This window comes from Pantoea sp. OVA07A (assembly GCF_019969975.1).
Lineage (GTDB): Bacteria > Pseudomonadota > Gammaproteobacteria > Enterobacterales > Enterobacteriaceae > Pantoea > Pantoea agglomerans.
Window position 1 is genome coordinate 23962 of the sequence record NZ_JAHXYM010000008.1, and the last position, 20462, is coordinate 44423.

Consider the following 20462-nt stretch of genomic DNA (forward strand, 5'->3'; position numbering starts at 1 on the left):
ACATGTCATTAAAATGGACATTCCATCGACCACGGGAGAGTGAAATGCAATCTCTGCATGATTTGCTGCCTAATAAAGAAGAGAGCGATGCCATATTCAGCCTGCCGGAAGGCGGTGATGCGGCACAGTGGGAAGCTCGGTTTGCCCAGGGCTGGCAGGCATTTAGCCAGGGTGAACAGCCGCGCTGGATACGCCGCAGTATTTTGCAGTCATGGAACCGCTCGCACGAACATGGCATCGATCCGGTATCTTTTGAGTACAGTGCCTCCGATCCAACGGAGCTGGCCGCCGTTCTGCGTCATAACAGTGAGCTGATTACTGTGGCGCATAGCGTGATGGAGAACCTGCTGGCTTACAATCCCGACGGTCATATCAATCTTACAGATGCGCAAGGCATCGTACTGAGTTTTTGCGGCAGCGACCTGACTCCGGTCGGCAGCATCCTGCGTGAGGAGGTGCTCGGCACCAACTGCACCGCGCGCTGCCTGCGAGAGCAGCGGCTGGTCTATGTACTCAGCGGAGAAAACTGGAAAATCGCGCTGCGTGAACGTAACCGGCAGTGCGCCGCAGCTCCTATCCGTGATGCCAGCGGTCGTATGACCGGCGTACTGACGCTGACCGCCACGCCTGACAATTTCAGTGCCCATACGCTGGGCACCGTGCAGGCTGCAGCAGAGGCAATTGGCCAGCAACTCACCTTACGCCGTCTGCTGGCCGAGCAGCAGTCGATACTGGAGACCCTGAATGAGGGCGTTGTGGTCTGCGACCGCGACGGGCGCATCAAAACCCTGAACCGCTACGCTCGTCAGATCTTTGCCGGTATTGATACCGACAACGCCCTGATCGATCAGGTGCTGCAGCCCCAGTCCGGTTCATTGCTCACACTGCCCTGCTGTAATGACCGCGAGATGGTGTTCCGCCCCGATGGCAGACCCAGTGTTTCATGCCTGGTCTCGCTGATGCCGGCACCGGACGGCGGTCGCATCCTGTCGCTGCGGGAAAATCAGCGCATCCGTGCCATTACCCGTCGTGTGCTCGGCGTCAGCGCCAGCTATACCTTTGAGATGATTCGTGGTCAGGCACCCACGCTGCAGAAGGCTCTTCAGGATGCCCGCGCCAGCAGTCGCAGTGACAGTACCGTTCTGCTGACCGGTGAAAGCGGAACCGGTAAAGAGCTGTTTGCTCAGGCGATCCACAATGCCAGCAGCCGGGCGCATGAGTCCTTTGTCGCGGTTAACTGCGGCGCACTGCCGCGTGACCTGGTGCAGAGTGAGCTATTCGGCTACGTCGATGGCGCGTTCACCGGCTCACGGCGCGGCGGTTCGGCAGGTAAATTTGAGCTGGCCGACGGTGGCACGCTGTTTCTGGATGAGATTGGCGAAATGCCACTGGAGGCACAGACCAGCCTGCTACGCGTGCTGCAGGAGAGTGAGGTGCTGCGCATCGGAGCGGCGCATCCGCTGAAAGTGGATGTCCGCATCGTGGCGGCAACCCATTGCGATCTGCTCAGTGCAGTGGAACAGGGTGCTTTCCGCCGTGACCTGTTCTATCGCCTCAATGTTATCTCCCTGACCATCCCTGCCCTGCGTGAACGCCAGAGCGACATTCCTGATCTGGTGAATACCTTCATTCACGCCCTGTGTCAGCGGCTGAATAAAACGCCTCCGCAGGTGAGCATTGAAGCAATGAACGCCCTGCAGGCATGGCACTGGCCCGGCAACGTGCGCGAGCTGGAAAATCTGGTCGAGCGGATCGTTAATCTTTGCCAGAGCAGCATCATCGACCTTGCCGATTTGCCGCCAGCGATGGTGACGCGCGCAGCCGAAAACAGACCAGCGGCCAGCAGCCTGTTGCAGGATAATGAACGAGCCTGCATCCTGCAGACCCTTCGCGCGCAGGGGGGTAATCTGCGGCAGTCCGCTAAGCTGCTGGGCATTTCTCGCACGGCGCTCTATAACAAGCTCAATCAGTGGAATATCTCTATAGATACGCTGCGCCAATAACCGGCTGGTGGCACTCAGCAACACCAGCATACATTCAGCCCGTTCAAAATATGGCTTTTGATCGCAACAGGGCCTAAAATGTGACCACCCTTAACAGTGGTCACTGAATTTTTTTCACCCACCTTTGATCTGCCAGGTTCTGACAATGACTCAATCCGTAACGGAAAATGGCACACGCGGCCCGGCCGGGCACAATGTGCGTGACCAGATTGTCGATGCTGCCATGCAGCACTTCGCGCATTATGGTTACGAAAAAACCACCGTCTCCGATCTCGCCCGTGCTATCGGCTTTTCCAAAGCGTATATCTACAAATTTTTTGAATCAAAACAGGCGATTGGCGAAGTGATCTGCTCCACCCGGCTTGCGATGATTATGCAGCACGTCGAAGTCGCTATCGCCGATGCGCCTGGAGCATCGGAACAACTGCGGCGACTGTTCCGCACGCTTTCCGTCACCGGCACTGAACTCTTTTTTCACGAACGTAAACTCTATGATATTGCTGCCGTCGCGTCGCGTGACCGCTGGCCGTCGGCGATGGCGCATGAAGAACGACTGCTCAGCCTGATTCAGCAGATCCTGCGCCGGGGGCGTGAAGCAGGTGAGTTTGAGCGTAAAACCCCGGCTGACGAAGCGGCGGAGGCAATCTATCGGGTGATCAAACCCTACGCCAGTCCGGTACTGCTGCAGTACAGCCTTGATGACGCTGAAGAAGCCTCTGCACAACTGGCAGCGCTGGTGTTACGTAGCCTTGCGCCCTGAACATTGCGCATGATGTGACTATTGACTTATTTAGTCACAAGAGCAACGATAGCACTCTGTCTGGTTATCGCTCAGGATTCTGATGCTGCTAAGCTTATCTCTCTCTGCTCTATTCCATCCCTGCGTTCGTCCATCGCACTATTCTACGCAGGGTCTCACCTTCCGCACTCAAGGCTTATATCCATTGTCTGCGGTAGCAATTCAATCACTGTCCGGACTCTCTACGGGAGCAAAATTATGAGTCACTTAGCCTCATCACAACGCATTGTCATTACCGGCGCGGGCATCGTCTCGCCACTGGGTTGTGGCATTGAAACCGTCTGGCGGCGATTAACAGCAGGAGAATCAGGTATACGTACCCTTCCCGATACGCTTACTGCTGGCACCGGTATTTCAGTAGGTGGCAGCGTGCCGGGCATCGATGAAGATCCGCTGGCAGGTTACGACCCCGAGGCGTTCATTGCGCCGAAAGAGCGTAAAAAGATGTCGCGCTTTATAGAATTCGCGCTGCTGGCAGCAGAAGAAGCGCTGAATCAGGCGGCCTGGCATCCTGAGAATGAGGCAGCGCGTGAACGTACTGCGACGATTATTGCTTCAGGCGTCGGCGGCTTTGGTGCCATTGCCGACGCGGTGCGCACCACCGATGCACGCGGCCCGCGCAGGCTCTCACCCTTTACAGCACCTTCGTTTCTGGCCAACATGGCCGCGGGTCATGTCTCGATCAAACACGGCTTCACCGGCCCGCTGGGTGCGCCCGTTACCGCCTGTGCGGCGGGAGTTCAGGCGATTGGTGACGCCGCAAGGTTAATAAGAAGCGGTGAAGCGGACATTGCTATCTGTGGCGGCACAGAAGCGGCGCTGGATCGCGTCACGCTGGGCTGTTTCGCGGCTGCACGTGCGCTATGTGTGGGCTATGAAGATCAGCCGCACCATGCCTCACGTCCGTTTGATCGTGACAGAAACGGCTTTGTGATGGCCGAAGGTGCAGGCCTGCTGGTGATTGAGTCGCTGGCTCATGCCGAAGCACGCGGTGCGACGCCGCTGGCGGAGATTGTCGGCTATGGCACCAGCGCCGATGCATACCACTTAACCGCGGGTCCGGAGGATGGCAGCGGGGCTGCGCGGGCGATGAGAACCGCCCTGCGTCAGGCGGGCATCAGCCCGGAAGACGTCCAGCATATCAACGCACACGCAACCTCAACTCAGGTTGGCGATCACGGTGAGCTGGCGGCTATTCGTGCAGTGTTTGGCGATGATTCGCAGGTCGCGATCGCCTCAACTAAATCCGCCACCGGCCATCTGCTGGGTGCGGCAGGCGGCGTTGAGGCGATATTCACCCTGATGGCGCTGCGGCAGCAGCTTATTCCGCCGACGCTGAACCTCCATCATCCCGATGAAGCCGCAGGCAATCTGAACCTGGTGGCGCTCAATGCACGTTCCACAGCGCTGACTTATGCCATGTCGAACGGTTTTGGTTTTGGCGGCGTCAACGCCAGTCTCCTGTTGCGTAAGTGGCAATGACTGCAGAGTGACGATTAAGCCCGCGCTGCCAGACACCCTCTCAGCGCGGGTAATACATCGGACGTCCTGAAAAATCATGCACAGCTGTTCCCTGTGTGCCGGGGTTTATCAAAACACCCTCTGTACAACACTCGCTTTATAAATCTGTACCTTTCCTGACAAAATTGCCTCCGCCAGACCTCCTGCCCTTTTTCTTTCAGCACTACAATTAATCGGATGAAAACAACCTCAGAGAACGTTAATGAAGATTGCAGCTTTCGATATTGGTGGTACCTCTTTAAAAATGGGCGTGATTGATGAGCAGGGAAATATTCTGACCAGTGAGAGTGCTGATATTTCCCATAATTCACGCGACAAAATACTTGATGAGATCCTGGCCTGGCTGGAGAAAAACCCCGGCTGTGCTGGCATCGCCGTCAGCACGCCCGGTTATATTGATGCAGAAGCCGGATATATCGCCATGGGTGGCACCATTCGGGACTTTGACCAGTTTCATCTGAGCCAGTGGCTGACGGAAAAAACCTCACTGCCTGCCACGGTCGAAAATGACGCCCATTGCGCCTTACTGGCTGAACAGTGGCTGGGCAAAGCAAAAAAGCTCAGTGATTTTCTGATGTTAACTATCGGCACAGGATTAGGCGGAGCGGCCTTCTGCAACGGCGCGCTGATCCGGGGCGGTCGTAATCGCGCGGGCGAGTTTGGTTGCCTGCTGACTTCGCGCCCCACCAGCAGCAATATTGAACGCCACACAATGAGCCAGAGCTGTACCATGACGGCGCTTCGGGAGAATTACAGCCAGCTCATCGAAAAATCTTCCGACGACGTCACGGGTAAAGATGTCTTTGACGCATACGATCGCAAAGAAGAAGCCGCGCAGCAGGTGGTGAATAAATTCTACCAGGATCTTGCAGCCTGCTTATATAACCTCTTCAGCGTGTTCGATCCGCAGATGATATTTATCGGTGGTGGAATTACCGAGCGGGAGCCGTTCCTCGAGGAACTGGCAGAGCAGCTGGCAAAATATGATCTTGATATCCGCATTGATACCGCGACCTACGGCAACGACTCCGGCATGTTGGGCGCAACCTGGAATTTCCTGCAGCGTCAGCCAGACAAATAATGACTTGTAGTTCAGGACGTATGCAGGTTACACCTTTCTGATAATTATGATGATTTATCTGGTGCAGTATTCAAAACGATAACCCGGTCATGACCGGGTTTACTCTTGTTTATATTAGTGTCGTATTTGCGCCAAATCGTCTGACGTCAGGCCGGTCATTTCTATGACAGTTTTACGATCAAGGCCGTTTTGTAGCATAGTGCGCGCAATTTTCAGGGTAGCTTCACGCTGTCCTTCAGTACGACCTTCACTGCGACCTTTCTCAATACCACGGCGCTCACCAAGCTCGATACCTTCTGCGCGCCCTTTTTCGATCCCTTTTTGTTCAAGCTGCTGTGCGATGGTCATCAGTGCGTCTCCGTGTTGTGGCACCCGCTGTGCCAGTTCGCGAACGAAAGCTTCGTAGTCAACTGACTCACCAGCCTGCAGTAAATAGTGTATCAGCGTCATCACCTGGGGTGAAGAAAGATAATCGGCCATGAGTAGCGTGACCAGATGGTCAGTCAGGCTTGCAATGTCGCGTTGATGAATATGTTTCTGCAAAAGCGTCAGGGCGGCCATACTGCGATGAGTCATGATCTCGTCATCAGGGATGACCGTAATGTCCACCAGCGGGAAGGCGCCTCTATAAAGACTTTCCGCCACTACCGGATCATCAAATTCGTCGAACCAGCGGGTCGACCACGGATAGGGAGTGCGCTTACCGGTATAGAACAGCACAGGTATGACTAAAGGCAGCTTTTTATGGCCAGCTTCAAGGTGGCGCTGCATAGCAGCTACCGCATAACGTATCAGGCGGAATGCCATATGCCTGTCAGGGGTGGATTGGTGTTCTATCAGAACATGAATATATCCGTCACCGGTTGAGGTTCTGAGACTATACAAAACGTCACTGAAGTATTGACGCAAATCGTCTTCAACAAATGATCCGGACTCAAGCTTCAGTGTGGTGAGATCGCAGATTTTAAGCAATTTCTCCGGAAGGTGGATCTGCATAAAATCTCTGGCAACATCCGGATGCGTAAGAAACTGTCGAAAAGTAGCATCATGAGGTGTAGCACTATTTTTATTTTTCATCACTTTAGCCCCTGTAAATTCCATGCGCTGCTACCACAGCGAAGAGGCTATCTTAATAGATCAGATTTTAATTTATAATATTTAAATCTTGCCCAATCTATATAGATTAACTACACCAATGCTCTTTTAAAAAATTTATTAGCAAGATGGATTACGACGCAATCTAAATTAACCACCTTGATTAATTTATATAGCGATAATTAAAACATCCGGATGCACCCGAAATTTCTTACGCTGACCATTAATGTCTGAACCGCTTTACGAAAAGTTAATTTTCTAATTAAGTTACGGCATAACCAGCCCGATCACGCTGTTTATACCGCAACAATCGCGTTAACACCGGGCGGTCATCATGCCCAGACACAGACACGCGTGTTGAGCGTCAGGATCAGCGCTGTAATGCTACCGACATACATTTAGCCCTCTCCCTATCCCCGTCCCGGCGCATCCAACAGGCTAAGCGCCACGCCTGTCAGGGTATAGACCACTACATACAACAGAATCAGTGCCGCAAGCAAAAGACGGTGGCTGCGCATCTCACTTTTCTTCATGGTGCCATTCAGAAGGTGTAGCTCAATGCCAGGGTGGCCGATGCGCCGTTGTGCCGTGCAACGATGGGGCTATCTGAAGCATGCTTATCCAGCCAGCTGTAGTCACCGATCACACTGGCCGCCCAGGCGGGTGTGAACTGATGGCTCCAGGTCAGGCTGGCGTCGGTGCCATAAAATCCACCCGCGGCGTCATAGCGTTCAAAACCACTGCGCGCACTTTGCTTGCGGTTAACGCCATACCAGGTATTCATATAACGCCCGTCGCCAAACAGTCCCGCCACCTGCAGTGCCACAGTATCGCTGCTGGTCTGCCAGGGGATCAGGGTCACGGAAGTCCGGTACTGCACGCCCTGACTATCACTTAATGGCAGCGTCGCTTTGCCCTCCAGCACCAGCCACGGCGTTACCGACCATCCCAGCGCCAGCGCGGTGTTCATCGTTGCGTCGATGTTCCCCATGCCTCTGAGCCGGTCATCCCCATCACGCCAGGATGAATTCTGGTCAGAACGGCCCAGCCCGTAGCCCAGCGTATGTTCCAGATACAGTCCATTATCTGCCTGCAGGTCATAGCCAATGCCTTTCTGTGAGTCTAAAAAGAAGGCCCCATCGCGTGCCTGGATCACCGGCATCAGCTGCCAGTGCTGCTTATCTGCGCCGCTATAGCGTGGTGCATTGATACCTGCAATACCCAGCGTGACGCTTGGCGGCGGCGTAGTCTCATCAGCCATGGCAGTCGCGGCACTGAATCCCAGCGAAAAACAGACCATGTGCAGCGTTATTTTTCCGGTTATCATCACGTTTCCTCATTATCACATCAGGTGCGGAGCTGAGGGGTTCAGAGCCGCGTCAATGGCCGGAGTATGCGAGGCGAGTGTCAATTAACGACCAGGGATTTATGAAGAAACAGTCAAGGTGATCCGAAAATGCAGTCAAAACGTGTACTGATTATTGAAGATGATGCTGATGCGGCGGGCGTACTTGAGGCCTACCTGAAACGTGAACATTATGAGGTCATGATTGCCGGTGATGGGCCAGGCGGGCTGGATGTCGCCAGACGCTGGCAGCCCGATCTGATCCTGCTGGATATCATGCTGCCCGGCATGAACGGCACTGAAGTGCTGGCAGCGCTGCGACGTCGTGACGATACCCCGGTGATCATGGTAACCGCGATGGGTGATGCGCCGGACCGCATCGGCGCACTGCGCTATGGCGCGGATGACTACGTGGTCAAACCCTATCATCCGGGCGAAGTGGTGGCGCGCGTTCAGGCAGTACTGCGCCGTAGCCAGCAGAGTCAGGTACCCGCTGCAGAAACCCTGCGCTGGGCGGGTTTAGTGGTGGACCCGGTGGCGCTCACCGCAGTGGTCGATAGCGACAGTGCTTCACCGCGCCGCCTCGATCTGACACCGACCGAATTTTCCCTGTTGGTCACCCTGATGCGCGCTCCGACGCGTCCGTTTACCCGCCTGTTTCTGCTGGAGCACTGTCTGCCGGAAAGCGATGCGCTTGAGCGGGTGGTCGATACCCACGTCTATAACCTGCGTCGCAAACTGGAAGCCGCGGGCATCTCTGATGTCTTACCGGCAGTGCGCAGCGTCGGTTACCGGTTCAGACAGCCATGAATAACGATACGCATACTTCATTGTGGCGCTGGATCTGCATCCGGGTGCTGTTTCTGGCGATTGGCAGCGTGGTGCTCATTGCCATCTGTATGTGGCTGCGCTTCGCAGTGCAGGCGTACTGGGTCTATTACCGGATGCCGCCCGCGCTGCTGGATGAGTTCACCCGGTTGCGCCACCACCCTGCCAGCGATCCTGTGCGCTTTCATCAGATTATGGACCAGTGGTGGGGCATCAACTTCTCCGATCCGTCGCTGGCCTCGTCGGACTGGCTTACCGTGATCGTGCTGGTCGTGGTAACGATTCCGTTTATGGTGCTGATGGCGCTGCGTTTCGCCCGTCCGCTGTCGGCGCAGTTCAGCCAGCTGGCTACCGCGGCGCGAGCGGTTTCAAAAGGCGAATTTGGCCGATCGGCGGTAATCGTAAAAGAAGCCCCACAGGAGCTGGTACGTTTTACTGAAGATTTTAATCAGATGACGCAGCAGCTGGCGCGTTACGAGCGTGAGCTGCGCACCTCGCATGTGGCGATGGCGCATGAGCTTCGCTCGCCACTTACGGCGGCGATGGGCCGCCTGCAGGGGATTCTGGATGGCGTCTTTCCTGCCGAACCGCAACAGCTGGCAATGATCATGAAGCAACTGACGCAGCTCAGTCGCCTGACAGACGAACTGCATCTCTTGTCGCTTGCGGATGCCGGGCAGCTTACCCTGAACCGCGAGTGGTTTAATCTCAGCGAGTTACTGCGCGAGCGCTCCGGCTGGCTTCTGCCGCAGGCAGAACAGGCGGGGATTGCCATCAGCGTGACATCACCCAACGATCTGCGGCTGTATGCCGATACCTTCCGGCTGGGCCAGGTAGTGACCATCATCTGTGAGAATGCAATGCGCTACGCTGCCGACGGTGGCGCGTTGCTGATCACGGCCAGCCAGAACGATCAGGCGATCATAATGACCTTCCGCGATTATGGTCAGGGTGTGGAGCCGGACTTCCTGCCGCAATTGTTTGACCGCTTTACCCGCGCTGACTCCTCACGCGCCCGCCACTCCGGCGGCAGCGGTCTGGGACTGTCGATTGCCAAAGCGATTGTCGAGGCGCACGGCGGGTCGCTTCACGCCACACTGCCCGCCGACGGCGGTCTGCTGATCGGGATAACGCTGCCGACGAGATAAATTGTTCTGGCTTGACCATTTCTTGATGGTTCATGGAACGTTTCTGGACACATGCCGGGTTCAATGAGCACAACTCATTAAAGGAACCCGGTTATGACAGACTTCTTATCGGATGCTGCCCGCCAGGTGTGGCGTCATCTCTTCGGTATTCACATCTTTGCGCCGATCATCTTCGTGCTGCTCGGGGTATTCATCATGACCGGTTGCCGGGACAATAGTTCTGCTCCGCCTACCGCCCCGCTCCGCCCGGTTAAATCGGTGATTACTCCACCGCTCAGCAGTGATGCATCGCTGGTGCTGACTGGCGAAATCCGCACTCATGAAGAGGTCGCGCTAGCCTTCAGACTGGATGGCCGGGTGGTGAGCCGTGCGGTTGAGCTGGGCGATCGCGTCAGCGCCGGGCAATCGCTGGCAGCGCTGGAAAATGATCAGTCACGCAATCAGCTAAGCAGCGCACGGGCCGATCTCGACAGCGCATGCGCCGCCGAACGGGTCGCCGCGCTTAACCTGCATCGGATGCGGCTGCTGATGCCCGGAGGGGCCATCGCCCGCAGCCAGCTGGACAGCGCCCAGGCGGACTGGCAGAGCGCACAGTCCCGCCGTCTCAGCAGCGAAGCGGCTCTGAAAAATGCCCAGGATAACCTCAGCTGGACTCAGCTGACTGCGCCTGCAGCAGGCCGGATCACCGCCATCACGGTTCAGCCAGGTCAGGTGGTCAGCGCCGGACAAAATGTGATGACGCTGGCAGCAGGGGATGCACGCGATGCGGTGTTTGACCTGACAACGCCTGCGCTGCTGCATCCTGATGATCGGACACCGCTGAAAGTGACGCTGCTCGCCGATCCCGGCGTGCAGGCCAGTGGCACAGTGCGTGACATCAGCCCGCAGGCCGATCCACAGACCCGCACATGGCGGCTGCGCATCTCACTGAATCAGCCGCCTGAGGCGATGGCACCCGGTGCCACAGTCATTGTCACCCTTCCCGATGCGCAGCCGCCGGTCATCGCCCTGCCCGCCAGCGCCCTGACCCGCTCCGCAGACAAACCCGCGCTGCTGGTCGTTGATGCGGCGTCACGCCTGCAGCTTCGTCCGGTAGTGCTGGCCCGCTTTAACGCGCAGCAAATCTTCGTCACTGCCGGGATCAAGCCGGGAGAGCGCGTCGTCACCGCCGGAGTCAGCACCCTGCAACCTGGCGAAAAAGTAGCGCTTTCGCAGGAGGCTCCATGAAAAAAACGTCTGGCTTTAACCTCTCCGGCTGGGCGCTGGCGCATCAGCAACTGGTGATCTTTTTCATGCTGCTGGTCATGGCGGCGGGTGTGCTGAGCTATGAACATCTGTCACGCAATGAAGACCCGGCGTTTACTATCAAAACCGCCGTAATATCAGCCCAATGGCCAGGCGCTGATGTGAACACCACGGTGCAACTGCTCACTGACGTACTGGAACAGAAAGTGCAGGAGATCCCGTCGCTGGATGCGGTTGAGAGCGAAACCCGCGCCGGACAAACCGTCATCTATGTCAACCTGCGCGATGACACGCCGCCCTCTCAGGTGGCCGGCATCTGGTACCAGCTGCGTAAAAAGATGCAGGATGTTGCCCCTTCACTGCCGCAGGGCGTGCAGGGTCCGGCCGTTAACGACGAATTTGATGACACCTTCGGCACCATTTATGGCTTCACGGCGGAGGGTTTTACCGCCAGAGAGCTACGCGACCGGGTCGATAACCTGCGTCGCAATCTGGCCAGTCTGCCCGACATCGGTAAAACCAGCCTGTTAGGTGTACAGGAGCAGCAGGTGGTTATCGCCTTTTCGCCGCGCAAGCTGAACGGCATGGGTCTCGATTTACAGCAGGTCAGCGACGCCATTAAAGCTCAGAACGATGTCGTCCCGGCGGGCAGCCTGCGTACCGACCGCGAGAATATTGCGCTGCGGGTCAGCGGCACCCTGACTTCGGTTGAAAATCTGCGGGCGATTACCCTGCATATCGGTGAGCGTTTTATTCCGCTGACCGATCTGGCCACCATCAGCCTGCAACCTGCCGAACCTCCGGCGCCGACGTTTAGAGTTAACGGCGTTCCGGCTATCGGGCTGGCGATCTCCATGGCCGGCAGCGGCAACATGATCGATTTCGGTCAGCAGCTCAGTCAGCGCATGCAGATGCTGGCCAGTCAGTTACCGCACGGTATTACTATGACCCGCGTGGCCGACCAGTCTTCCGTGGTGAAAAACGCGGTCAGCGGCTTTGTCCGGATACTGGGCGAAGCAGTCGTCATCGTGTTAGCCGTCTCCTTTGTCTCGCTGGGACTGCGTGCCGGTCTGGTCGTTGCGGCGGCGATCCCGCTGGTACTGGCAATGACCTTTACCGGCATGTTAATGGCAGGCATCGGACTCCAGCGCATCTCGCTTGGCGCGCTAATCATCGCGCTGGGGCTGCTGGTGGATGATGCCATGATCACCGTCGAGGCAATGGTGGCGCGACTGGAAGCGGGCGACAGCAAGTGGCAGGCCGCCACCTATGCGTTTAAAACCACCGCCTTTCCGATGCTGACCGGTACGCTGGTAATGATCGCCGGGTTCATTCCGGTCGGGTTCGCCGCCTCCAGTGCCGGAGAGTATTGCTACTCATTGTTTGTGGTGATCGCCCTGGCGCTGCTCTGCTCGTGGGTCGTCGCGGTCATCTTCTCTCCGCTCACCGGCTGCTGGCTGCTGTCGGCCAGGCACATCAAGGCCGATAAGCCGCCGGGCGTGCTGACGCGCAGCTATCACCGGCTGCTGGAGGTGATTCTGCGTCACCGGCTGGTGACGATTGGCACAGCGATGGCGGTGCTGCTGGTCAGCCTTTACGCCACCACTTTTATGCAGGGTGAGTTTTTCCCTGCATCGGATCGCCCCGAGCTGCTGGTCAGCCTGACGCTTCCCGCCAGTGCAGCCCAGGCTGAAACCACCCGCCGTACCGCACAGCTGGAACAGATGCTGCGCAACGATCGGGATGTGGCGAACTACACCAGCTACGTTGGCTCGGGCGCAATACGCTTTTATCTGCCGATGGATGTGCTGCTGGACAATGAAAACATCGCGCAGCTGGTGGTGGTGGCGAAAGATCTGGCGGCACGCGATCGGCTGCGCAGCAGGCTGGAGCAGAAGCTGGCGGTGGATTTCAGTGATATCACTACCCGGGTATCGCCGCTGGAGCTGGGGCCACCGGTCGGCTGGCCGCTGAAATATCGCATCACCGGCCCGGATAATGCCAGGGTGCGTCAGGCGGCCGATCGGCTGGCGGCGCTGATCGCCCGCTCATCGCTGACACGCGAGGTCAATCTTACCGCCGGAGAGCCAGAACGGGTCATGACGCTGGCGGTGAACCAGACCGCAGCCCGCGCAGCCGGACTCTCTTCCGAAACAATAGCCACCTCGCTGAATACTCTGATGTCCGGCAGCGTGGTGACCACCCTGCGCGATCGTAACCGCCTGATCGACGTCGTGCTGCGCAGCAATGACCCGGAGCGGCAGGACACTGACACACTGGCAGGATTGATGATCACCAATGCCAGCGGACAGAAAATCCCGCTGCGACAGGTGGCAACCCTGAACTGGGGAGTGGATGACCCGGTGATATGGCGACGTCAGCGGCTGGCTTACATCACCGTACAGACCGATATTGCGCCCGGTCAGCGGGCTGAACAGGTCTCGCAGCAGCTCGCACCAGCCGTCGCCGCCCTGCGCGCCTCGCTGCCGGCCGGATACGGTATTGAAGAAGGTGGCGTGGCGGCCGAATCGGACAAAGGCAACGGTTCAGTGTTTGCTCTGCTGCCGGTAACAATCTGCGTCATGCTGGTCTTGCTGATGATTCAGCTGCAACGCTTCTCCGGCATGCTGCTGGCGCTGAGCATGGCACCGTTTGGCCTGCCCGGCATCGTATCCGCAATGCTGCCGGCTGGCACACCGCTGGGGTTCGTGGCGCTGCTGGGGATTATTGCCCTGGCGGGAATCATCATCCGCAACGCGGTAATCATGATCAGTGAAGTCGATGCGAATAGCCGGGCCGGACTGTCCGCGGGTGAGGCAATCCGGCAGGCTGCCCATCACCGTGCACGTCCCATTCTGCTGACTGCCTGTGCGGCAATACTCGGCATGATCCCCATCGCCCATCAGGTTTTCTGGGGGCCCATGGCACTGGCGATTATTGGCGGTCTGATCAGCGGTACGCTGGTAACGCTCACGGTGCTGCCCGCCGCGTTAAGTCTGTTGATGCAGCGCGGCTCACGTTAAAACAACACCCGGCGATCCCGTGCTGAGAACGGCGGGATCGCCGGAAAGGATCAGTTCATCACCTCGACCAGAATCAGCGGGCACTTTCTGACTTTGCAGGCCTGACTGTAGGCTAGCGAGCAGACCGAGCAGAGATCGCGCACGTCAGACTGGTACTCATACTCCATGAAATAGCGGAACTGGCCGCCCGCAGAATCTGTTCTCCAGAATCGCTGCGGCTCCAGAATTTCATCCAGTTGCCTGAATGTCAGGGCTGACGGGTTGTGAAACCCGACTCTTACGCGGTATGTAGTCATGCACCGATTATTGGCATCCCGGTCCCTGGCCGCCAGTTGGTTATTGTTTTCAGTTCAATAGCTGGCGCTTATCAACCCGCTTCGCCTGGTGCGGCAGGCTGTTCTGCCAGCAGCGCCAGCAGGTGCAGTACTGCTTTTGACGGGTGAAGCCGACGCCAGGCAAAGGCAACATCCGTAAATAGCGTGTTGTTTTCGATATCGCAGAAGCTGACCCCGGGGTTATCGACGCAGCGCATCGACTCCGGCACCAGCGCAATCCCGCAGCCCGCCGCCACCATGCCCAGCGACGTAGTGATCTGTGGAGCCTGCTGAAAAGTGTGGCGCGAAAAGCCCGCCCGCAGACAGGCAGTGACAATCAACTCATACAGGCTGGGCGAGACGTCGCGCGGGAAGATCACCAGGGTTTCTTCCGCCAGCGCGGATAGTGCCACGGTGGGTGTGCCGCTGAGGGGATGGCAGCGCGGCAGCGCAATCAGCATTTTCTCGGTGGAGATGACGCGCAGATTAAATGACTTGCTGCTTTCACACGGCAGCCGGATAAAAGCGGCATCCAGTAATCCCTCCTGTAAATCCTGCATCAGCAGAGACATATTCTCTTCGCGGGTCAGAAGCTCCATCGCCGGATAACGTTCTTTAAACTGGCGGATCAGGGTGAAGATGCGTGGATTAAACGCCACCGAGCTGGCAAAGCCCAGCGACAGCTGACCACTGATCCCGCGCGCAATACCGCGTGCGTTCTCCAGCGCCTGATCGGCCAGTTGCACAATCTGCCGGGCATCCGCCAGAAACGCTTCGCCCGCTTCGGTGAGTTCCACTCCGCGCGTCAGGCGCTTCAGCAACGGTGTGCCAATTTCCTGCTCCAGCCGCAGTATCTGCTGACTCAGCGGCGGCTGCGATATGCCCAGTATCTCGGCGGCACGAGTGAAGTGAAGCGTCTCGGCTACGGCAACAAAATAACGCAGGTGGCGAAGTTCCATATCAAAAACGTCTCAAAGTTAACAGGTTTCGCTATTGGACCCACCGACTGAATCGGTTCACCATTAGGTTAACACGGCTTAACGGTTAATCGATGAGGCATCAAATGAGCAATTGTGTAACTGATTGTTCCTGTGAGGATCAACTAAAACATACTGTCCTGAAGCTTTCACAGGATGCACCAGAAAGCGTTATCTATCAGACCTCTTTAATGAGTGCGCTGCTGAGCGGCGTTTACGACGGCAATGTCCGTATTGCCGACCTGCTGCGTAAAGGGGATTTCGGCCTGGGTACCTTTAACCGGCTGGATGGCGAGATGATCGCGTTTGACAGCAAGGTCTATCAGCTGCACGCCGACGGCAGCGCGCACCCGGCCGATCCGGCGCAGAAAACTCCGTTCGCCGTGATGACCTTTTTTAAACCGCAGCATATGTATGAATTTGACCGGCCGATGTCGCGTGAGGCGATCCATCAGGTGATCGACAACGAAATCACCTCCGATAACCAGTTCTGCGCGCTGCGCATCAGCGGTCGTTTCAGTCGCGTCGAGACCCGCACCGTGCCATGCCAGTGTCGTCCCTATCGCTCAATGCCGGAAGTGCTGGGCGATCAGCCGACCTTTGCCTTCAGCCAGCGCGCGGGCGAACTGATCGGATTCCGTACACCGCAATATATGCAGGGCATTAACGTTGCGGGCTATCACGAACATTTTATTACCGACGACCGCGAAGGCGGCGGCCACATTCTCGACTATGCGCTGGAACAGGGCACCCTGACCTTTGGTGCCATCAGCAAGCTGGTCGTGGATTTGCCGCAGGACAGCGATTTTCTCAATGCCGACCTGAACCCCGCCAATCTTGACGCCGCGATTCGTGCGGTAGAAAGCTAATCAGAGGAATGACGATGAAAACTCCAACCGATACCACACTCTGGACTTGTGGCGCTGACCTGGTGGTGGCGCAACTTGAGGCACAGGGCGTCCGCCACGTCTTTGGCATTCCTGGCGCAAAAATTGATAAAGTCTTCGACTCACTGCTGGATTCCTCCATCCAGACCATCCCGGTTCGCCACGAAGCTAACGCTGCATTTATGGCCGCCGCAGTGGGCCGCCTTACCGGCAATGCGGGCGTGGCGCTGGTCACCTCCGGGCCGGGCTGCTCCAACCTGATCACCGGCATGGCCACCGCCACCAGCGAAGGCGATCCGGTGGTGGCTATCGGCGGTCAGGTGAAGCGCTCCGACAGCGCCAAGCAGGTTCATCAGAGCATGGACACGGTTTCAATGTTTCGCCCAATCACTAAATATGCGGTTGAGGTCACCGACCCCGCTGCACTTTCTGAATGCCTGTCGAATGCGTTTCGCCACGCCGAACATGGCCGGGGCGGCGGTGCCTTTATCAGCCTGCCACAGGATATTGTCGATCAGCCGGTTACCGGCAAAGCGTTGAGCAGCAAAGGCCGCCCTGTACTGGGCGCCGCACCTGACTCAATGATCGACGCCGTCAGCGAGGCCATCGCCGGGGCTAAAAATCCGGTCATCCTGCTGGGATTAATGGCGAGCCAGACAGAGAACAGCGAAGCGATTCATGAGCTGCTGACACGCAGTCACATTCCGGTTACCAGCACCTATCAGGCAGCAGGAGCGGTCAGACAGGATCACTTCTCACGCTTCGCCGGGCGCGTCGGGCTGTTTAACAACCAGGCGGGCGACAGGCTGCTGCAACAGGCTGACCTGATCGTCACCATCGGCTACAGCCCGGTGGAATATGAACCGGCGATGTGGAACAGCGGTAACGCCACCCTGATTCATATCGACGTAATACCCGCTGAGACCGACAACCGCTATCTGCCGGACGCAGAACTGGTGGGTGATATCGCGGCCACAGTGCGTAAACTCGCCGCGCGCATCACTGCCCCACTCCAGCTGACCCCGGAAGCCGCCACCATCCTTGAGGATCGTCAGCAGCAGCGCAAATTGCTGGCGATGCAGGGTGCCAGCCTCAATCAGTTTGCTCTGCATCCGCTGCGCATTGTCCGCGCCATGCAGGACATTATTAACAGTGACGTCAGCCTTACCGTCGATATGGGCAGCTTCCACATCTGGATCGCCCGCTACCTCTACAGCTTCCGCGCCCGTCAGATCATGATCTCCAACGGTCAGCAGACGATGGGTGTGGCCCTGCCGTGGGCGATTGGTGCCTGGCTGGTCGAGCCGCAGCGCAAAGTGGTTTCAGTTTCCGGCGATGGTGGTTTCCTGCAATCCAGCATGGAGCTGGAAACTGCCGTCCGCTTAAAAGCCAACATTCTGCACATCGTCTGGGTCGATAACGCCTACAACATGGTGGCGATGCAGGAAGAGAAAAAATATCACCGCGTCTCGGGCGTCAATTTTGGGCCGGTCGATTTCAAAGCCTATGCCGAAGCGTTTGGGGCAGCGGGCTTTGCGGTGACCAGTGCGGCAGAGCTGGAGCCGACGCTGCGTAAAGCGATGGATGTTCAGGGGCCCGCCGTGGTCGCGGTGCCGGTCGATTACACCGACAACCCGCTGCTGATGGGTCAGCTGCATCTGAGCCAGCTTCTTTAATTTCTCAAAAAGGAAATCATGATGAAAAACAGAGTGGCATTTGTGACCGGCGCAGGCCAGGGCATTGGTGAAGCGATCGCCCTGCGTCTGGCGAAAGATGGACTGGCGGTTGCAGTAGCCGATTTTAATCAGGAGACCGCACGCCAGGTCGCGGAGAAGATCAACCAGCAGGGTGGCAAAGCGATTGCGCTGAAAGTCGATGTCTCGCAACGTGATCAGGTGATAGAAGCGGTAGAAGAGGCGCGCCGCACGCTGGGCGGCTTTGACGTCATCGTCAATAATGCCGGTATTGCGCCCTCCACGCCGATTGCTGAGATCACCGAAGCGGTGGTCGACAAGGTCTACAACGTCAATGTCAAAGGAGTGATCTGGGGCATGCAGGCCGCGATTAAAGCGTTTGCTGCAGAAGGTCACGGCGGCAAAATCATCAACGCCTGTTCTCAGGCGGGTCATGTCGGTAATCCGGAGCTGGCAGTTTACAGCTCCAGTAAGTTTGCCGTGCGCGGCCTGACGCAGACCGCTGCGCGCGATCTGGCACCTGCCGGCATCACGGTTAACGCCTTCTGCCCTGGCATTGTCAGAACACCGATGTGGGAAGAGATCGACCGCCAGATCTCTGAAGCAGCCGGCAAGCCCGCCGGCTACGGCACCGAGGAATTTGCGAAACGCATTACGCTGGGACGTCTTTCTGAACCGGAAGATGTGGCTGCCTGCGTCGCCTACCTGGCCAGTCCCGATTCCGATTACATGACCGGTCAGTCGCTGTTGATTGATGGCGGCATGGTGTTTAACTGATCTTCGTTCGCCTGCTGCGTCATCGCGTGGCAGGCGTTTTTCCTGACCGGGTTGAACCGTTAATTTTTTTTATCTGAAAAGCGGTTAACCATCAGCCTCTTGACCGTCTGCCCCCGTATTTCCTGCCTTTTTGTCGCCACAGAGATTAAAGCTGCTTATCACCCTGCCGATAAAACAGAGACTCCTCTCCCTGTTCGAAGCGACCATGTTAACGATCAACCATAACGAAACCGCCGCGATTACGAACAAAACGCGGTACAGCACTGACTCTGTTCTGGGACGAACGGTTGAACGGTTATCATCAGGGATGAGAATTAACAGTGCCAAAGATGACGCGGCAGGTCAGGCGATTGCCAACCGCATGACGGCCAATATTAATGCCGATGCGGTGGTAGCGCGTGGCCTCAATGACGCCATCAGCTATTCCCAGACCGCCAGTGGCGGCCTTGGCAGCATCGTCGATCTGCTGATCCAGGCGCGCACCCTGTCGGTCCAGGCAGCCAACGGCACGCTGTCGGACGCCGATCGACAGAGCATCAACGGCCAGTATCAGCAGATTATGGCAGGCATCAATGAAGTGGCAGACCACACTGAGATTTTTGGCCGCTATCCACTGGCGACGAATAATCCCGATCTACCGCCTGCGAAGCTGGGTAACGTTGACCCTATCAACACGAAGTTTCCGGTGCCGGGCAAGAATTACTCCTTTACCTCTGGCGTGATCCCGCTGGCCTATATCCCGGCAGGCTCGACAGCGATAAGCATCACGATTGATTCGCTGGGTATGGATGACGATCTCCAGCTCTTTACCCGCGACGGTAAGCACCTGGTCGGTACACCACTGGACGGCAGTGCGCCTGATTACACCTGGGCCAGCAAAAGCATCACTAATGCGGCTACCGCGGATAGTCGCCTGCTGACCAGCAGTAACGGATTTGCCAGCGGTGCGGCTTATGACAGCTCGCAGTTGCTGGAGGGCGGCCCGAGCTGGACGCTGGCGGGCAGTAACAGCAGCACCTACAACGGTATGAACATCACTTACAGCGGTGACGGCGATCGCTATGAGGATGTCGCCAGCGGCGATTTCAACAACGGCACCATCACCAGTAACCGGCTTGAGCGCATCACGCTGGATACCGTCAGCGAGGATTTGATTGTGGTGGTGGTGGGCAATGGCTCCTTCACCGGTAATCTGACCTGGGGAAATCTGCCGGAACCCAAAGGTGTGCCTGCGACGCCGCCGAAGAAGAGCGAACCTATGGAGGTGGTCACCAGCGCCGATTACGGTCAGCCGATCCAGTCGGATACTATTCCGGCAACGCCATCGGATACCAAAACGCTGGGGCTGAACAACACAACGCTGCTTACAGAGGGCGATATCTCAACCACCATGAAAGCACTGGATAGCGCGCTCGAGAAGATCAGCGGTTATCAGTCGACCTATGGCGCAAAGATCAACCGTTACGAATCGAACCGTAATGTGTTATCGCAGCAGGGCGTGGATACCTCAGCGGCTCGCAGCCGCATACAGGATGCGGACTATGCTGAAGAAGCAAGCCAGCTGGCACGCAGCCAGATTATTCAGCAGGGTCAGACGGCCGTCAGCAAAATGGCGAATAAAACCCCTGAGATGATTATTCAGCTGTTAGGCAGCTAATAACGTTAACTGGCTGAGCATCATGGCTCAGCCGGTTACCCTGTTTCTCCACCACTCTACTACCCGCC

17 protein-coding genes are annotated in these 20462 nt (G+C 57.2%); 12 read left to right on the plus strand and 5 right to left on the minus strand.

Annotated elements, in window-relative coordinates; all coding sequences use genetic code 11:
* Nucleotides 1-44 precede the first annotated feature (44 nt).
* The 4 genes from LC417_RS20260 (at nucleotide 45) to LC417_RS20275 (ending at nucleotide 5404) form a co-directional block, all read left to right on the plus strand.
* Nucleotides 45-2003 (plus strand): sigma-54-dependent Fis family transcriptional regulator, encoded by a 1959-nt coding sequence (locus LC417_RS20260; protein WP_223566291.1) that lies wholly within the window; start codon nucleotides 45-47, stop codon nucleotides 2001-2003.
* Between the two features lie 145 nt (nucleotides 2004-2148).
* Complete coding sequence (locus LC417_RS20265) at nucleotides 2149-2763, plus strand: TetR/AcrR family transcriptional regulator (protein ID WP_010671991.1); 615 nt, start codon at nucleotides 2149-2151, stop codon at nucleotides 2761-2763.
* 237 nt (nucleotides 2764-3000) lie between these two features.
* Nucleotides 3001-4284: a beta-ketoacyl-ACP synthase II gene (gene fabF, locus LC417_RS20270; protein ID WP_223566292.1), complete on the plus strand. Its 1284-nt coding sequence runs from the start codon at nucleotides 3001-3003 to the stop codon at nucleotides 4282-4284.
* Between the two features lie 241 nt (nucleotides 4285-4525).
* On the plus strand, nucleotides 4526-5404 hold the full coding sequence (locus LC417_RS20275) for an ROK family protein (protein ID WP_010256830.1): 879 nt from the start codon (nucleotides 4526-4528) through the stop codon (nucleotides 5402-5404).
* Between the two features lie 114 nt (nucleotides 5405-5518).
* Here LC417_RS20275 and LC417_RS20280 read toward each other — a convergent pair whose 3' ends face one another.
* The 3 genes from LC417_RS20280 to LC417_RS20285 form a co-directional block, all read right to left on the minus strand.
* Nucleotides 5519-6481: an Rpn family recombination-promoting nuclease/putative transposase gene (locus LC417_RS20280; RefSeq protein WP_050680281.1), complete on the minus strand. Its 963-nt coding sequence runs from the start codon at nucleotides 6479-6481 to the stop codon at nucleotides 5519-5521.
* Between the two features lie 428 nt (nucleotides 6482-6909).
* Nucleotides 6910-7032 (minus strand): hypothetical protein, encoded by a 123-nt coding sequence (locus LC417_RS22455; RefSeq protein WP_254920079.1) that lies wholly within the window; start codon nucleotides 7030-7032, stop codon nucleotides 6910-6912.
* A gap of 8 nt (nucleotides 7033-7040) precedes the next feature.
* Entirely contained in the window at nucleotides 7041-7826 is a 786-nt protein-coding gene (locus LC417_RS20285) for a MipA/OmpV family protein (protein ID WP_182505138.1), read from the minus strand.
* A 129-nt stretch (nucleotides 7827-7955) separates the two neighbouring features.
* Between LC417_RS20285 and LC417_RS20290 the strand changes: the two genes are divergently transcribed.
* The 4 genes from LC417_RS20290 (at nucleotide 7956) to LC417_RS20305 (ending at nucleotide 14088) form a co-directional block, all read left to right on the plus strand.
* Complete coding sequence (locus LC417_RS20290; protein ID WP_122459998.1) at nucleotides 7956-8654, plus strand: response regulator; 699 nt, start codon at nucleotides 7956-7958, stop codon at nucleotides 8652-8654.
* On the plus strand, nucleotides 8651-9820 hold the full coding sequence (locus LC417_RS20295) for a cell wall metabolism sensor histidine kinase WalK (protein WP_187501808.1): 1170 nt from the start codon (nucleotides 8651-8653) through the stop codon (nucleotides 9818-9820). The genes LC417_RS20290 and LC417_RS20295 overlap by 4 nt, the downstream gene beginning before the upstream one ends.
* 93 nt (nucleotides 9821-9913) lie before the next feature.
* Nucleotides 9914-11047, plus strand: coding sequence for an efflux RND transporter periplasmic adaptor subunit (locus LC417_RS20300; RefSeq protein ID WP_223566293.1), 1134 nt, complete (start codon nucleotides 9914-9916; stop codon nucleotides 11045-11047).
* A complete protein-coding gene (locus LC417_RS20305; RefSeq protein WP_223566294.1) occupies nucleotides 11044-14088 on the plus strand; it encodes an efflux RND transporter permease subunit in 3045 nt (1014 codons plus the stop codon). Before LC417_RS20300 ends, LC417_RS20305 begins: the two co-directional genes overlap by 4 nt.
* Nucleotides 14089-14138: 50 nt before the next feature.
* Here LC417_RS20305 and LC417_RS20310 read toward each other — a convergent pair whose 3' ends face one another.
* Nucleotides 14139-14384, minus strand: coding sequence for a hypothetical protein (locus tag LC417_RS20310; RefSeq protein ID WP_010256845.1), 246 nt, complete (start codon nucleotides 14382-14384; stop codon nucleotides 14139-14141).
* Nucleotides 14385-14455: 71 nt separating this feature from the next.
* On the minus strand, nucleotides 14456-15361 hold the full coding sequence (locus LC417_RS20315) for a LysR family transcriptional regulator (RefSeq protein WP_010671982.1): 906 nt from the start codon (nucleotides 15359-15361) through the stop codon (nucleotides 14456-14458).
* A 104-nt stretch (nucleotides 15362-15465) separates the two neighbouring features.
* Here LC417_RS20315 and budA point away from each other — a divergent pair, with 104 nt between their 5' ends.
* The 4 genes from budA to LC417_RS20335 all read left to right on the plus strand — a co-directional run bounded on the left by budA (nucleotide 15466) and on the right by LC417_RS20335 (nucleotide 20394).
* Complete coding sequence (gene budA, locus LC417_RS20320; RefSeq protein WP_050680278.1) at nucleotides 15466-16248, plus strand: acetolactate decarboxylase; 783 nt, start codon at nucleotides 15466-15468, stop codon at nucleotides 16246-16248.
* 14 nt (nucleotides 16249-16262) lie between these two features.
* On the plus strand, nucleotides 16263-17942 hold the full coding sequence (gene alsS, locus LC417_RS20325) for an acetolactate synthase AlsS (RefSeq protein ID WP_010256852.1): 1680 nt from the start codon (nucleotides 16263-16265) through the stop codon (nucleotides 17940-17942).
* Between the two features lie 21 nt (nucleotides 17943-17963).
* On the plus strand, nucleotides 17964-18737 hold the full coding sequence (locus LC417_RS20330) for a (S)-acetoin forming diacetyl reductase (protein ID WP_050680277.1): 774 nt from the start codon (nucleotides 17964-17966) through the stop codon (nucleotides 18735-18737).
* Between the two features lie 205 nt (nucleotides 18738-18942).
* Nucleotides 18943-20394, plus strand: coding sequence for a flagellin (locus tag LC417_RS20335; protein WP_031292258.1), 1452 nt, complete (start codon nucleotides 18943-18945; stop codon nucleotides 20392-20394).
* The last annotated feature ends 68 nt before the right edge of the window (nucleotides 20395-20462 follow it).